Here is a 15,044-nt window from a genome sequence, read left to right on the forward strand (position 1 = left end):
CACCGGGAGCAGGTTTCCTGCCCCGGTGGCGCCCGCCACGGCACGGCCGCCCCCCGCACCGCCACCCGAAGGGAACCACCTCAATGAAGAGAAGACGGATACTCGCCACGGTTGCCATGCTCGCGGTCGGGACCGGCCTCGCGGCCTGCTCCTCCGACGAGGGCGGCAGCGACGCGAGCAATTGCACCAACACCATCACCAAGAAGGACCTGCCGGTCGTGACGATGTGGGGTTGGTACCCCAACACCCAACTCGTCGTCGACAACTTCAACAAGCTGAACAACGAGGTGCAGGTCTGCTGGACCAACGTCGGGCAGGGCGGGGACGAGTACGACAAGTTCCAGACGGCCATCTCGGCGGGCACCGGGGCGCCCGACGTGATCATGGTCGAGGCGGACCGCATCCCGACCTTCCAGATCCAGGGCGCGCTCGTCGACATCAAGAAGTACGGCTACGACGCGGTCAAGGCCAACTACAGCGAGGGTGCCTGGAAGGACGTGTCGGTCGGTGACGCGGTCTACGGCGTCCCGGTCGACGGCGGCCCGATGGGCATGATCTACCGCAAGGACATCTTCGACAAGTACAAGATCACGCCGCCGAAGACCTGGGCCGAGTACGAGCAGGCCGCGCAGAAGGTCAAGGACGCCGGTGGTCCGCTCTTCGGGGACTTCGGCGCCAACGTGCCGGCGGTCCTGATGGCGCTCCAGATCCAGAAGGGCGCCACGCCCTTCACCTTCGATCCGGCGCAGCCGAAGGCGATCGGTGTGAAGCTCAACGACCAGGCGTCCAAGGACGTGCTGGACTACTGGGGTGGCCTGGCCAAGAAGGGCCTGGTCGGCACGCAGAACCAGTTCATCCCGGAGTACATCACCGGCGTGATCAACGGCAACTACGCGACGTACATCTCGGCGGCGTGGGCACCCGGCTATCTCACCGGCGCGGGCGTCGGCAAGGGCCAGGACACCGGCAAGTTCGCGGTGGCGCCGCTGCCGCAGTGGGACCCGGCCAACCCGGTGCAGGTGAACTGGGGCGGGTCGGCGTTCTCGGTGACCAAGCAGGCGAAGAAGCCGGAGCTGGCCGCGAAGGTCGCCTACGGGCTCTACGCCGACAAGGAGTCGCTCACCGACGGCTGGACCAACCAGATCATCTTCCCGCTGAACCTCACGGCGCTCAAGGATCCCGCCTTCGTCGACCTGAAGGTGGCGTTCTTCGGCGGCCAGCAGGCGAACAAGGAGGTCTACGTCCCGGCCGCCGACGCCTACCAGGGCGTCCAGTACGCCCCCTTCGGCCAGTACTACCTCGACGCGATGGAAAAGCAGGTCAGCGAGGTCATCAAGGGGTCCATCACCGGATCGCAGGCAGCCGACCGGCTCCAGGAGGACGTGGCGAAGTACGCCAAGGAACAAGGCTTCACCGTTCAGTGACCAGCTGGGTGGGCCGCGCCGGCACCGCTCGGCCGGCCCACCCTCCCCCCTCAGCGTCCACGTCCCGGAGACCGCAATGACATCCCTGACCGAGAAGCGCGCAGCGCGTACACAGCCTGAGACGCGCACGATCCGTGGCAAGGTACACCTTCGCGAGCACCTGATGGGATGGCTCTTCGTCGGGCCGTTCGGGGTCGTGTTCCTGGCGTTCCTCATCGCGCCGCTGGCGTACGCGCTGTATCTCAGCCTCTTTCAGAAGAAGCTGATCGGCGGCACCAGCTTCGTCCTCTTCGACAACTACGTGAAGGCGTTCACCGATCCGAGCTTCCTGTCCGGGGCGTGGTTCGTCATCCGCTTCTCGCTCGTCTCGATCCCGGTGCAGATCATCATCGCGCTCGCGATGGCGCTCATCCTGGACTCGGTGACCACTCTGTTCGCCCGCTTCTCCCGCCTCATGATCTTTCTTCCGTACGCCATCCCGACGGTCATCGGCGCGGTGATGTGGGGCTTCCTCTACAGCCGGGGCTTCGGCCCGCTCACCGACATCTTCGGGCTCTTCGGCGCCACCGCTCCCGACTTCCTCGGCAGCGACCTGATCTTCTACGGGCTGCTCAACGTCGTCACCTGGCAGTGGGCCGGCTACTACATGATCATCCTGTACGCGGCCCTGCAGGGCGTCGATCCGACGCTCTACGAGGCGGCCCGGATGGACGGCGCCGGGCGGTGGCAGATCGCGACACGGATCAAGATCCCGCTGATCGCGCCGGCGCTGATCCTGATCCTGGTCTTCTCGCTCATCGGCACCCTGCAGTTCTTCAACGAACCGCAGATCCTGCGTTACCTCGCCGCGGGCACGATCGGCTCGGACTTCACCCCGAACATGTACGCGTACCAGCAGGCGTTCTCGCTCGCCAACTTCAACTACGGGTCCGCGATCTCCTTCGCCCTCGGCGGGATCGTGTTCATCTGCGTGTACGCCTTCCTGTTCTTCACCCGCAAGCGGAGGAGCTTCCTCTGATGACCGACCACAGCAGCCTCCGCGCCGGCGCCCGCCGACCGCAGCGCTACCTCCCGATGCAGATCCTGCTCGGCTTCCTGGTGATCTACTTCCTCGTACCGTTCTGGTGGGTCATCGTCAACAGCTCCAAGGACGCGCCCGGCCTGTTCGGCGGCGGCAACACCCTCTGGTTCACCGACCAGATCGACTACCTCGGCAACCTCAGGCAGCTCTTCACCTACGACGGCGGCATCTACCTGCGGTGGATCCTCAACTCCACCCTGTACGCCATCGCCGGCGGAGTCGGCGCCACGGTCCTCGCGGTCATGGCCGGCTACGGGTTCGCCAAGTACCGGTTCGCGGCCCGACGCTTCAGCTTCGCCGTCGTGCTCGGCGCGCTGATGGTGCCCGCCACCGCCCTGGTCATCCCGACCTTCATCATGTTCTCCCGGCTCGGCCTGACGAACACGGTCTGGGCGGTGATCCTCCCGTCGCTGCTCAACCCGTTCGGTGTCTACCTGATGCACGTGTACGCGCGCGACGCGGTGCCCGACGAGCTCCTGGACGCGGCGCGGGTCGACGGTGCGGGGGAGCTGCGGACGTTCTTCCAGATCGCCCTTCCACTGATGCGTCCCGCGGTGGTCACCGTGCTGCTGCTGTCGGCGGTGGCGTCCTGGAACAACTACTTCCTGCCCCTGGCCATGCTCTCCGACAACCGGCTCTTCCCGGTCACCGTGGGCCTCGGCCTCTGGCAGGGAATCGCGTCGGCGAACAACGCGGGAACCACCTCGCTGTGGAGCCTCATCATCCTGGGCTCCCTGGTGTCGGTGATCCCACTGATCATCGCGTTCTTCAGCCTCCAACGACACTGGCGCGGCGGCCTGTCCGTCGGAGGCCTCCGGTAGGCCACGCCACCAGCCAACGCACCACACGCGCATGGATCGCCGCACTGGACGCGGCCGGACGGATGACAGAGAGGTGTGCTGATGTCGACGACGAATCGACCGCTGCGCAGCGGGGAGTGGTTCGGTGCGGAGGGCCGCAACGGGTTCATCCACCGGTCCTGGATGCGCAATCAGGGTTTCGCGGACGACGTGTTCGACGGTCGCCCGGTGATCGGCATCGCCACCACCTGGTCGGAGCTGACGCCCTGCAACGCCCACCTGCGCGACCTGGCCGAATCGGTGAAGCGGGGGGTGTGGGAGAGCGGCGGCCTGCCGCTGGAGTTTCCGGCGATGAGCCTGGGCGAGCCGCTCATGCGACCCACGACCATGCTCTACCGCAACCTGCTGGCGATGGAGTTGGAGGAGTCGGTCCGCGCCAACCCGCTCGACGGGGTGGTCCTGCTCTCCGGCTGTGACAAGACCACCCCCGGTTTGCTGATGGGAGCGGCGAGCGTCGACCTGCCGACCCTGATGCTGACCGGCGGCCCGATGCTCAACGGCAAGTTCCGGGGTCAGGACATCGGCTCGGGCACCGTCGTGTGGCGCTTCACCGAGGAGATGCGGGCCGGCCGGATGACCGCTGCCGACTGCTCCGAGGCGGAGGTCGGCATGTCCCGCAGCCGGGGGCACTGTATGACCATGGGTACCGCCTCCACGATGGCCTGCGTGACAGAGGCGCTGGGCGTGCAACTGCCGGGGGCGGCCGCCGTGCCGGCGGTCGACTCGCGGCGGTACGCGCTCGCGCACGCTGCCGGACGCCGGATCGTCGCCATGGTCGAACAGGACCAACGGCTGTCCTCCGTGCTCACCAGGCAGGCATTCGAGAACGCGGTACGGGTCAACGCCGCGATCGGCGGCTCCACCAACGCGGTCGTCCACCTGCTCGCGATCGCCGGACGCCTCGGCGTCCCGCTGTCGTTGGCGGACTTCGACACACTCACCGCCGACGTGCCGATGCTCGTCAACCTGATGCCGTCGGGGGCGTACCTGATGGAGGACTTCGCCTACGCGGGCGGCCTGCCGGTGGTGATGAAGGAGTTGGCCCCGCTGCTGCACATGGATCACGTCACCGTCAGCGGCAGGAGCGTGGCGGAGAACGTCGACGGCGCCCAGTGCTGGAACCGGGACGTCATCGGCACCCTGGAGGAGCCGTTCCAGCCCGCCGGCTCGGGCACCGTGGTGCTGCGCGGGTCGCTCGCGCCGTCCGGTGCGGTGTTGAAGGTCTCCGCCGCCTCCGCGAACCTCCTCACGCACACCGGCCCGGCGCTGGTCTTCGACCGGATCGAGGAGTACGTCGCCGCCGCCGACGACCCGGACCTCGACGTCACCCCCGACACGGTGATCGTCGTCCGCAACGCCGGCCCACGGGGTTACCCCGGCTTCCCGGAGGTGGGCAACGTGCCCATGCCACGACGACTGCTCGCCGACGGCATCACGGACATGGTGCGGATCTCCGACGCCCGGATGAGCGGCACCGGCTACGGCACCTGCATCCTGCACGTGGCACCGGAGGCGTCAGTGGGTGGCCCGCTCGCGCTGGTCCGTACCGGTGACCTGATCTCCGTCGATGTCCCGACGCGCCGGCTGGATCTCCTGGTCGACGACGGGGAACTGGCCCAGCGCCGCGCCGCCTGGCAGCCTCCGCAGCCGGTGGCCGACCGGGGTTGGGTACGGCTGTACAGCGAGCACGTCCTGCAGGCCGACAGCGGCGCCGACCTCGACTTTCTCGTCGGTGGCAGCGGCAGCGCGGTGCCCCGTCACTCACACTGACGACCACGGACGGACGAGGTCCACGAGGAACTGATCCCATGGAAGAACGGACGGCCCGCCAGTGCGAGTTCACGCAAAGGCCGCTGTGACAGGGGCCGACCGGCCACCGGTCATGGCCGACGTCGCTCGCCTGGCGGGCGTGTCACACCAGACGGTTTCCCGGGTCATCAACGGGGCACCCAGCATCAGGCGCGAGACGCGGGAACGGGTCCTGGAGGCCATCCGTCGGCTCGACTACCGCCCCAACACGGCCGCCCGTGCGTTGGTGCGCGGGCGGTCCGGGATGATCGGCATCATCGGCACGGCCCGGACGCTGTTCGGCCCGACGAGCATCCACCGCAGCGTCGAGGACGCCGCCCGCGCGGCCGGCTACTTCGCCACCTCGGTGAGCCTTTCCGAGGTGACGGTACGGGCGCTCAGCGACGCCACCGAACACCTCATGCGCGTCGGCGTGGAGGGCGTCGTGATGATCGCCGGCAACGACGAGGCTCTCGAGGTGGTGCGGATGACGCGCTCGAGTGTCCCCTTCGTCGTGGTGGAGGGCGACCTGTCCCGGGCCAGCGTGACGGTCGGTGTCGACCAGGTGCTCGGTGCCCGGATGGCCACCGAGCACCTCCTCGACCTCGGGCACCGGGAGATCGTGCACGTGAGTGGCCCGCTCAACTGGGCCGAGGCCCGCGCCCGCCTCACGGGTTGGCGTCAGGCGATGAGCGCGGCGGGCCTGCGCCCGCCGGAGCCGGTCGAGGGCGACTGGCGGGCGCACAGCGGCTACGTCGCCGGGCTGCGGATCGGTGCGATGCGCGCGACCACCGCGGTGTTCGCCGCCAACGACCAGATGGCCATCGGCGTGCTGCGTGCGTTGCACGAGCGCGGCCGGCGGGTGCCGCACGACATCTCCGTCGTCGGATTCGACGACGTCCCCGAGGCGCCCTACCTCATCCCGCCGTTGACGACGGTCCAGCAGGATTTCGACGCTGTCGGTCGTCGGGCTATCACCGCTGTCACCCAGGCCATCGACGACACGGTGCCGCAGCGCCTACCGCTGGTCGTCCCCAAGCTCGTGGTGCGGCAGAGCACGGCGCCGCCGGCCGGGGCCGGCGGCTGACCTGGGTGGGCTACGCGATCGGGCGGGAGCCCCGGCGGATGACCGGGGCCCCCGGCGACGACGATGGTCCAGGTGCTCAGAGGGTGAACACCACAGTGGAGATGCTGCGCGCGCCGACGTTGATGGTGGCCTGACCGCCGTTGACGGTGGTCGGTTGGCTGGCCGCGTTGGCGTTCTGCGAGGTGAGGTAGTGCTCGGCCCGGGTGACGTTCTGCGGTGCCTGGATCACGGCGTTGTTGACCGCGCTGTTCGAGCGGTTCAGGATCACCAGGGTGATCTTCCCGTCGCCCTGGTAGGCGGTCACCTCCAGTGGCGAGGCCTTCGTGCTCTTGGTCAGGGCGACCCGCTGGTAGCCGGGACGCACGTACTTGGCGTACTGGGAGAAGGCGTACCCGCGCTTGAGGGGGGCGCCCGCGACGGTGCCGTACGCCGACTCGCCGTCACCGATGAAGGAGTAGTAGCGCTTGCCGTACCACCAGATGTAGGCGTTCCAGTTGGCCTCCATCGACTTGTGCACGGTGCGCATGATGTCGTCGAGCGTCTCGTTCCAGACCGCCGTGTTGGCGGGGTTGCCCCAGATGTTGGAGCCGCTCCCGTCGGCGGCGTGCAGGTTCCACTCGGTCATCCACACCGGCTTGTTGTGCTGCTCCGCCAGGGAGTACGGCCGCAGTCGGCCCGACTCCTCGGTGCCGTACAGGTGCCCGCCGATGTAGCCGATGTTGTTGCGGGCTGTCGCGTCGTTGAGGGTCGGGTCGGTGAAGGTGTAGTTCATGTTCACCGCTTCGGCGACCATCAGCTTGGTGTTCTGCACCCTCGCGCCCTGGTCGCGGACGAAGGTGCGCAGCTCGGTGCCGCTCCAGTCCATCGAGTCGTAGTCCGGGTGCCAGTCGGGCTCGTTCTGCACCGACGTGACGTCGACGGTCACGCCCTGGCCGCGCATGTACTGCACGTAGCTGTTCAGGTGGTTGGCGTAGTCGTCGTAGTAGTCGGTCTTCAGCTTGCCGCCGTTGACCCGACTGTTGTTCGTCTTCCACGCCGCCGGGGCGGTCCACGGCGAGGCGAGGATCTTCACGTTGGACCCGTACGACTTCGCCGTCTTCAACGAGTTCACGTGCGTGGCCCACTCGCTGGACACCGGTGACAGGCCGGTGCGCACGATGGACAACCCCAACTGGTTGGCGCCCATCCCGACCAGTGTCTGGGTGTCGGTTGTCGACCAGGCGCTGCCCCAGATGGACTGCGCGGCCCCGAAGCCGTCGACGGTCTGGTACCGGGTCGCGCTGTTCACCGTGATGTCGGCCGGCCCGTTCGGGGGTGGAGTGGTGGGCGGCGGGTCCGTCGGCGGGGGCGTGGTCGGCGTCGTGGCGCCGGTGCAGGCCACCCCGTTCACCGCGAAGGTGCTCGGATCGGGGTTGCTGCCGGTCCATGAGCCGTTGAAACCGAACGAGACCGTCCCGTTGGTCGGCAGGGCACCGTTGTAGTCGACATTCTTCGCGGTGACGGCGGCGCCGCTCTGGGTCACCGTCGCGTTCCACGCCTGCGTGACCGTCTGTCCGGCGTCGTAGCGCCAGGTCAGTGTCCAACTCGTCAGCGCGTCACCGAGATTGGTGATGGTCACGTTCGCGCCGAATCCGCCCTGCCACTGCGACGACACGCTGTAGTTCACCGAACAGCCGGCGGCCGCGGCACCCGCCGGCACCGCCACGGCGACCGCTGCCGACGCCAGCAGGACGGCGCCGGTCGACACCAGGGCGGTGTGTGTCACTCGTCTTCTCATGAGTCTCCTCCGGAAATGGTGGTGGTTTCCACGCCTCGGGAGGGCTCGTCTGCGGTGAGAATCAGCGACGGTCGGACGGCGGGGGGTTGGGAGCGCTCCCAGGTGCTGATCTCAGAAAGCTAATTCGTATAACGATTCCTGTCAATGCATCTGAGCCGGGGCCTGCGGGTGCCGTCACCGGCCGCAGGTCCTGCACTGCCCACGTGTGCGCAGGTGGTAGTCGGTGGACGCGACGACCAGACCCAACCCCATGACGAGGTACGCCGAGATCGCCACCCACAGGAACGCGTCCGAGAACTCGCTGGGCGAGCCCGAGATCACCTGCGCCATCCCCATCCCGAAATAGGCCACGATGCCCGCGCCGAGCCCGAAGCCGGGCACCAGCAGCAGCGGTCGAGGAATCACGCGGCCCGCCACCAGCGGTACCCAACCGGGCCAGACCTCACCCCAGTGGTGCACCAGCGCCAGCGGCAGCAGCACTCCCGCCAGCACCAGCCCGATCTCCAGCCCGAGCAGTGAGGCGTCCTGGTCGACGCTGTCGAATCCCACCAAGAACTGGGCCGCGAACCGGGTCACGAGACCACCCACCGCGGCGTACGCGGCCCAGCGCGCCCACCGCGCGGACGTCGAGCGCCGCGCACCCGGCCGGACGGTCCGGTAGCAGTCCGGGCAGTCGCCCCGGGTGCGCTGCTGGTAGCGCGCGGTGGACAGAGCGAGCAGGACCGCTCCGGTGACACAGCCGAGCCGGCTGGCGAACGCCGTCGGATCGAAGTACGGGCCGACGGTGAACAGCAGGAAGCCCACCAGCTCCGGCAGGAGGATCGCGGCCGCCGCGACGAGCGACCCGGCGACCGTCCAGGCGAGCCCCGCGAGCGCGGGCCGCCAGGTCGGCACCCACTCCAGGGCAACCGCCAGCCCGCCCGCCGCCGCGCACAACAGCACCGACCACCAGCCGGTGAAACCGAGCAGGTCCAGCCCCAGCCGTCCGAACTCCGGAGCCTCGCCGACCGTCCAGGCCAGACGTACGCCCCCGTATGCCACGGCCCAGCCGAGCACTGCGTACGTCAGACCGTGGACGCCCCGACCGCTGATTGGTGTCGATGCCGCCATGCACCTGATCCTTGCGGCGTCCGGTGGCGGGCGAACCCCGCTGGCAGGGGACAGCCCTCCCTCCCGGGAGGGACGGTGCTCAGCTGGACGGTGCGCGCCGTCCGCTCAGCGTGAGCGGGTCGCGCCGCAGGGTCTGCTGTGGATCGACCGGTGTGGTGCGGATGCCCGACCTTCTATACCGTGGCACGGTCACGGGCGGTCACTTCCTCCACGTGGGCCGTCCCGGGGACATCGTCGCGTACGCATACATATGGGGGTTTCGTCGTGACCATGGAATCGTCGACGAGCGGCCGGCCCGAAGCCGGTGCGGCTGGCAGTCCGCAGAAGATCGACACGTCGGTGCCGCATTCGGCGCGGATCTGGAACTACTGGCTCGGTGGCAAGGACAATTTCGCTGTCGACCGCGAGGCCGGGGACCAGTACCGGCAGGTCTTCCCCGGCGTCGTCGACGTGGCCCGGGCCTCCCGCCAGTTCCTGGTCCGCTCGATCATGTTCCTCGCCGCCGATGCGGGCATCCGCCAGTTCCTTGACGTCGGCACCGGCCTGCCGACCGCCAACAACACCCACGAGGTGGCCCAACGGATCGCACCGGACGCGCGGATCGTCTACGTCGACAGCGACCCGCTGGTGCTGGTGCACGCCCGTGCTCTCCTGGTGGGCACCGCCGAGGGCCGGACCGCCTACATCGACGGCGACCTGCACGACCCGGCCGCGGTGATCGCCGAGGCCGGCAAGACGCTCGACTTCGCACAGCCGATCGGCCTCATCCTCAGTGGGGTGATGGGCCACGTGCCCGACTACGAGACGGCCCGGTCGATCACCCGGCAGCTGGTGGCGGCGCTGCCGAGCGGCAGCTACCTCTCACTCAACGACGGCACGAGGCTGATCAGCGCCGAGATGCAGCAGGCGCAGGACGACTACAACGACAGCGGGGCGACTCCGTACACGCTGCGCTCGCCGGACCAGATCGCCGGCTTCTTCGACGGGCTGGAGCTGGTCGAGCCCGGCGTCGTGCCGTGCCCGCAGTGGCGACCCGACGACGCGGTCGACACGCCTGTCGACATCGACGCCTTCGGCGGGGTGGGCCGCAAGCGCTGACGCTGTCTAGACGGCGCCGGACAGGTACTCGCGACGACGCCGCGGTTCGAACTTCTCGATCGCGTACCGCAGCATGACCCGTGGCATCACCTGGTAGCGGCGGGCGAGGAACTCCTCCTCCGCCGCTCTGTCCCGGTTGCCCACCTCGCGCAGCATCCAGCCCACCGCCTTGCGGACGAGGTCGTGCGGGTCGTGCAGGAGCCGGTCCCCGAGTCGGAAGGTCCACTCGAAGTCACCGACCTTGATGAAGGCGAACGTCGCCATGATGGCGATGCGGCGGTCCCACACCAGGCTCGACCCGGCCAACCGGTCCAGAACGCTCCGGTCCCTGTCGATCAACCAGGGCCCGACGATGTACGGCGCTGACGAGTCCACCAGATCCCAGTTGTTGATGTGGCGGGTGTTGGCCAGAACGGTGTCGAAGATCTGGCCGCGTTCCCGCTCGTCGCCAGTGCTGAACTTGCGGACCAGGATGAAGAGCGCGGTCAGCCGCTCCTCGTGCACGTCACCGCTGAGCAGCCGTGTCGTCTCGGCCAGCGCGAGGTCGCGCCAGTAGCGCGCGGCGACCTTGCGCTGCTCCGGCACGGAGACCCCGATGGCCCGGTCACCCTCGCCGTACCCACCGGCGGCCATCTGCAGGAACCGGCTCGACGCCTCGGCTCGACGTGGGTCGGCGAGGCTGGCGAGTGCCCGGCGTACGTCGACGCTGGTGACCATGACCGTCAACGCTACCGGGGGTCACCCCGCGCGGCGTAGGCGTCGGAGCATTCCGTTGAGGTCCTGGACGAACAGGTCGTGGCGGAAGAAGTGCCCACCGGCACCTCGCGCCACTACGGCGTCCGGTTTGGGTCGTAGCACCAACTGATGAGGCCGTTCTCGTTCCCCGTGTCGATGGCACGGCCGACATTCGGGGCCAGAGTGAATGCAGCGTCGTCGCGCGGTCGGCGGGGGTCCTGGCACCAAGGTCGAAAGAGGTCATCCGTGAGTGGGGAAGAGCAGCAGAACGGCAAGTGGGCGCCCTGGTGGATCTATGTCCTCGTCATCCTTGGCAGCAACTACGTCAAGCAGTACCTCGTTCAGGACCTGCCCGTGGCGGTCAACGCCGTGATCACCCTCGTGCTCGTCGGCACGCTCTTCCTGATCATCACCGTGGTGTATCGCAGCATGAGACGCGTCGACCGGTAGCGACGTGGAAGCGGGCGCGGTGGGGGTTCTTGTCCTGGAGGTGACCACCGATCAGCCGGCGCTGGCTGATCGACGCGGACGGGGGAACGTCGAACATGTGCGGTCTCCCTGGGGTCAGAGGGTGGTCTCGTTGGGCAGGCCGAAGAAGTCGTGCCATCTGGTGGCGCCGAGAAAGCTGGTGCCGGTGGACAGGCCGACGTGGACGTCGTTGAAGCTGCCCTTGGTGAAGGCGACGATGTCGTCCTTGCCGTCGCCGTTGTAGTCACCCAGGTAGGGGAACTCCCCGGGCAGGCAGAAGAGGTCGTTCCACTTGACCGTGGTGCCGACGAACGAGGTGCCGGTGGAGACGGCGGCGTAGACGTCGGCATCGGCGTTGCAGGTGAACGTGACGATGTCGTCGCGACCGTCGCCGTTGATGTCCCCGACGCGGGGTTGTTCCGTCCCGACGGCGAACAAATCGTGCCAGGTCTGTGCCGCCCCGAACGAGGCTCCCGTGGACAGGGCGACGATGACGTCCGATGCCGATACCGGGCCCTGGGTGAAGGTGATGATGTCGTCGCGGCCGTCGCCGTTGACGTCACCGAGGGCCGGGTACTCACCGGCGATCGAGAAGTACTCGTGCCACTTGAGCGCTGTCCCGACGAACGACGAACCGGTGGACAGTGCGACGTACACGTCCCCGGCGGCGTCATGGGTGAAGGCGACGATGTCGTCGCGTCCGTCGCCGTTGACGTCCCCTACCGCGGCGACCTCGGAGTTCGGCGCGAACCAGTCATGCCACTTCGTGGCGCCGGCGAACGACGACCCGGTCGACAGCGCCACGTACACGTCGGCGAGCGAGCCGTGGGTGAACGCCACGATGTCGTCGCGGCCGTCGCCGTTGAAATCGCCCGACAGCAGCGTCTCGTCGTTGAGCCCGAAGAAGTCGTTCCACTTCACCGACGTCCCGGCGAACGAGGAGCCGGTGGACACCGACACGTACACGTCGTTGAGCGAGCCACGGGTGAACGCGACGATGTCGTCACGGCCGTCGCCGGTGAAGTCCGTCGGTGACCCCGCCAGGTACCGGCCGCCCGAGCCGCCGGCGTTGACCAGGGAGATGTAGTAGTTCCAGTTCCAGTTCGGACCGGTGTCGGTGTGATCGTTGCCGGGCATCTCGTTGTGGCCCCTGATCGCCGCGCGGGTCTTCGGCAGCCCGTACCTGTCACAGAGGTAGCGGGTCAGCGCGGCGGACGACCGGTACATGGCGTCGGTGAACCAGGCCGGGTTGTCCACGAACCCCTCGTGCTCGATGCCCACCGCGTACGGATTGGCCGAGCGTGCGTGGTACGCGGTGTCGCCCTCGCGCACCATCTGGGTGATCTCGCCGTTGCTCGATTTCACCACGTAGTGCGCGCTCACCCCCGCCGACGGGTTCTGGAACCAGCTCACCGTGCCGGCGTAGGACCCCTGCGTCACGTGCACCACCACAGTGGTGATTCGTGCCGACCGACCGACCTGGTAGTTGCCGGCGTAGGCGGGCACCCAGCGGGCGGGCGCGTACTCCGGGAGCGCCGCCGCGACGTTCGCCCCGGCGGTGCCCGCGGGGGCGACGCCCGCGTATCGGCCGAGGTCGGGTCGCAGTGGGTGCGCCGCGACAGGTACCGGGCCGGCGGCGATACCGGTACGCAGCAGGTCGTAGACATGGTCGGCGTAGAGCCGGGCGGTCGACGCGTCGACGGCGGCGCTGTACCGCGCCACCACCGGGTACCAGGCGGAGATCCGGTCGCGTGCGGCGCTGGTCATCCCCTCGGCGTCGGCCAGGTCGCGGAGCACCGCCGCACCGCCGCGGACGTTGGCGGAGGTGACCGAGCGCAGGCGGTCGACCGGTTCGCCAGTCAGCGTGGCCGCCCGCTCCAGGCTGTGCTGGGTGGGGTTGCTGACCAGGTGCATGACCCCGTACCCGTTGGCCTGGCTGGGCAGACCGCCGTGCGCGTCCAGGCGGGACTCCCCGTAGGCGACAGCGACCAGTAGGTCCCGGGGCACGTCGAACTCGGCGGCGGCCCGGGCGAAGTCAGCGGTGAGCGAGCCAGGGGCCGCGGGTCCGGCCGCGTCGGCCGGCGCGGCCGCGACCTGACCGGCCAGTGCCGCCGTCAGGAGGAGGGCGCACGTGCGCCTGGTCAGTCGCATGAGGTCTCCACTCCGTTGATCACAGCGTCGTCTCGCCGTTGAGGCCGAAGAAGTCGTGCCATTTGGTGGCGCCGAGGAAGCCGGTGCCGGTGGAGAGCGCGACGTGGACGTCGTTGGTGCCGCCCTTGGTGAAGACGACGAGGTCGTCGCGGCCATCCCCGTTGGCGTCAGCCAGGTACGGGAACTCGCCGGCCAGGCAGAAAAAGTCGTGCCACTTCACTGTGGTCCCGGAGAAGCCGGTGCCGGTGGAGGTCGCGGCGTACACGTCGGCGTTGGGATCGCAGGTGAAGGTGACGATGTCGTCCCTGCCGTCGCCGTTGATGTCGCCGACGCGGGGTTGTTCGGCGCCGACGGCGAACAGGTCGTGCCACTTCTGCGCCACGCCGAAGGAGCTGCCGTTCGACAGCGCGACGATGACATCGCTGGCGGTGGCCGGGCCCTGGGTGAAGGTGATGATGTCGTCCCTGCCGTCGCCGTTGACGTCACCGAGCGCGGGGAACTCGCCGAACGGGCTGAAGAACTCGTGCCACTTGAGGCCGGCGCCGAAGCCGGTCCCGGTGGAGAGCGCGACGTACACGTCGCCGGCGGGGTTGTGGGTGAACGCCACGATGTCGTCGCGTCCGTCGCCGTTGACGTCGCCGACCGCGCCGATCTCCGCGCCGGGCGCGAACCAGTCGTGCCACTTCAGTCCGGCGCCGAACGACGTGCCGGTGGAGAGCGCGACGTAGACGTCGCCGGTGTTGCTGTGGGCGAAGGTGATGATGTCGTCCCTGCCGTCGCCGTTGACGTCGCCGGTGGTGGCGGTCTCGCCACCGAGGGAGAAGAAGTCGTTCCACTTCGCCGAGGTGCCGGTGTAGGAACTGCCGGTGGACGTGCCCACGTAGACGTCGGCGAGAGCGTTCTGGGTGAAGGCGACGATGTCGTCCCGGCCGTCGCCGGTGACGTCGGTGGCGGATCCGCCGGCGACGGCGTGGGTGCGGGCCGCCTCGTTGAGCTGGGCGCGGGCGGTGGTGGCCGCCTGGTCGTACCGGTCGGGGAAACCGGAGCGTTGGACGCACTGGGCGACCTGGCCGGCACTGTAACCGGGGTTGTCCCGGTCGCAGACGATGGCCCGGGTGACGTACTGGGTGCTGGCGTAGACCGGGTCCATGATCTGCTCCGGCGTGCCCCACCCGTAGTCCCAGCGTTGCTGGAACACCCCGAGCGACGACTTGTCGCCACACGGCAGGTTGTTCATGTGCGACTCGACCCAGCCCGCCTCGAACGCGGACAGCATCACCTTGTCGTTGGCGTTGTGGGCCCGGGCGACCCGATAGACGACCACTGTCACCGCCGGGTCGCGGTTGGCGGGGATGGAGGGGCAGGCCAGGGTGCCGACCGGGTCCGCGTGCGCCAGCGTGGCCGGGACCGTCGTGCCAGCGACGCCGAGGGCCGTCAGCAGGGCCAGGAGAGTACGTCTCACGCT

The 15,044-nt window shown here is 68.7% G+C and carries 12 protein-coding genes; 7 read left to right on the plus strand and 5 right to left on the minus strand.

Translation table 11 applies throughout. The features are described from left to right. The first annotated feature begins 83 nt into the window (after positions 1 to 83). The 5 genes from ACX27O_RS19415 to ACX27O_RS19435 all read left to right on the plus strand — a co-directional run bounded on the left by ACX27O_RS19415 (position 84) and on the right by ACX27O_RS19435 (position 6,240). The gene (locus tag ACX27O_RS19415; protein WP_458939856.1) at positions 84 to 1,424 is read left to right on the plus strand and encodes an ABC transporter substrate-binding protein; all 1,341 of its coding nucleotides are present in this window, start codon (positions 84 to 86) and stop codon (positions 1,422 to 1,424) included. 163 nt (positions 1,425 to 1,587) lie between these two features. Beyond that, entirely contained in the window at positions 1,588 to 2,442 is an 855-nt protein-coding gene (locus ACX27O_RS19420; protein ID WP_245233584.1) for a carbohydrate ABC transporter permease, read from the plus strand. Beyond that, positions 2,442 to 3,326, plus strand: a complete 885-nt coding sequence (locus tag ACX27O_RS19425; protein ID WP_030330592.1) for a carbohydrate ABC transporter permease — start codon at positions 2,442 to 2,444, stop codon at positions 3,324 to 3,326. Before ACX27O_RS19420 ends, ACX27O_RS19425 begins: the two co-directional genes overlap by 1 nt. A gap of 81 nt (positions 3,327 to 3,407) precedes the next feature. Then, on the plus strand, positions 3,408 to 5,135 hold the full coding sequence (locus ACX27O_RS19430) for an IlvD/Edd family dehydratase (RefSeq protein ID WP_030330589.1): 1,728 nt from the start codon (positions 3,408 to 3,410) through the stop codon (positions 5,133 to 5,135). Positions 5,136 to 5,247: 112 nt separating this feature from the next. Next, entirely contained in the window at positions 5,248 to 6,240 is a 993-nt protein-coding gene (locus ACX27O_RS19435) for a LacI family DNA-binding transcriptional regulator (RefSeq protein WP_030330588.1), read from the plus strand. Positions 6,241 to 6,316: 76 nt separating this feature from the next. Here the strand turns inward: ACX27O_RS19435 and ACX27O_RS19440 are convergent, their stop codons facing one another. Both ACX27O_RS19440 and ACX27O_RS19445 read right to left on the minus strand, forming a co-directional pair. Next, positions 6,317 to 8,017: a cellulose binding domain-containing protein gene (locus ACX27O_RS19440; RefSeq protein WP_458939857.1), complete on the minus strand. Its 1,701-nt coding sequence runs from the start codon at positions 8,015 to 8,017 to the stop codon at positions 6,317 to 6,319. Positions 8,018 to 8,191: 174 nt separating this feature from the next. After that, positions 8,192 to 9,127 carry a hypothetical protein gene (locus ACX27O_RS19445; protein ID WP_458939858.1) on the minus strand — a complete coding sequence of 312 codons (936 nt, stop codon included), beginning with the start codon at positions 9,125 to 9,127 and terminating at the stop codon, positions 8,192 to 8,194. 270 nt (positions 9,128 to 9,397) lie between these two features. Here ACX27O_RS19445 and ACX27O_RS19450 point away from each other — a divergent pair, with 270 nt between their 5' ends. Next, positions 9,398 to 10,225, plus strand: coding sequence for an SAM-dependent methyltransferase (locus ACX27O_RS19450; RefSeq protein WP_458939907.1), 828 nt, complete (start codon positions 9,398 to 9,400; stop codon positions 10,223 to 10,225). A gap of 6 nt (positions 10,226 to 10,231) precedes the next feature. On the opposite strand, the gene ACX27O_RS19455 is transcribed toward ACX27O_RS19450, so the two are convergent. Continuing rightward, positions 10,232 to 10,942 (minus strand): DNA alkylation repair protein, encoded by a 711-nt coding sequence (locus ACX27O_RS19455; protein ID WP_030330581.1) that lies wholly within the window; start codon positions 10,940 to 10,942, stop codon positions 10,232 to 10,234. 264 nt (positions 10,943 to 11,206) lie between these two features. Here ACX27O_RS19455 and ACX27O_RS19460 point away from each other — a divergent pair, with 264 nt between their 5' ends. Continuing rightward, positions 11,207 to 11,410 carry a hypothetical protein gene (locus ACX27O_RS19460; RefSeq protein ID WP_030330579.1) on the plus strand — a complete coding sequence of 68 codons (204 nt, stop codon included), beginning with the start codon at positions 11,207 to 11,209 and terminating at the stop codon, positions 11,408 to 11,410. A 114-nt stretch (positions 11,411 to 11,524) separates the two neighbouring features. On the opposite strand, the gene ACX27O_RS19465 is transcribed toward ACX27O_RS19460, so the two are convergent. Then, positions 11,525 to 13,579, minus strand: a complete 2,055-nt coding sequence (locus ACX27O_RS19465) for an N-acetylmuramoyl-L-alanine amidase (protein ID WP_458939859.1) — start codon at positions 13,577 to 13,579, stop codon at positions 11,525 to 11,527. A gap of 19 nt (positions 13,580 to 13,598) precedes the next feature. After that, positions 13,599 to 15,041 carry an FG-GAP repeat domain-containing protein gene (locus ACX27O_RS19470; protein ID WP_458939860.1) on the minus strand — a complete coding sequence of 481 codons (1,443 nt, stop codon included), beginning with the start codon at positions 15,039 to 15,041 and terminating at the stop codon, positions 13,599 to 13,601. Positions 15,042 to 15,044: the final 3 nt, after the last annotated feature.

It is taken from the genome of Micromonospora sp. SD19 (genome assembly GCF_054462275.1).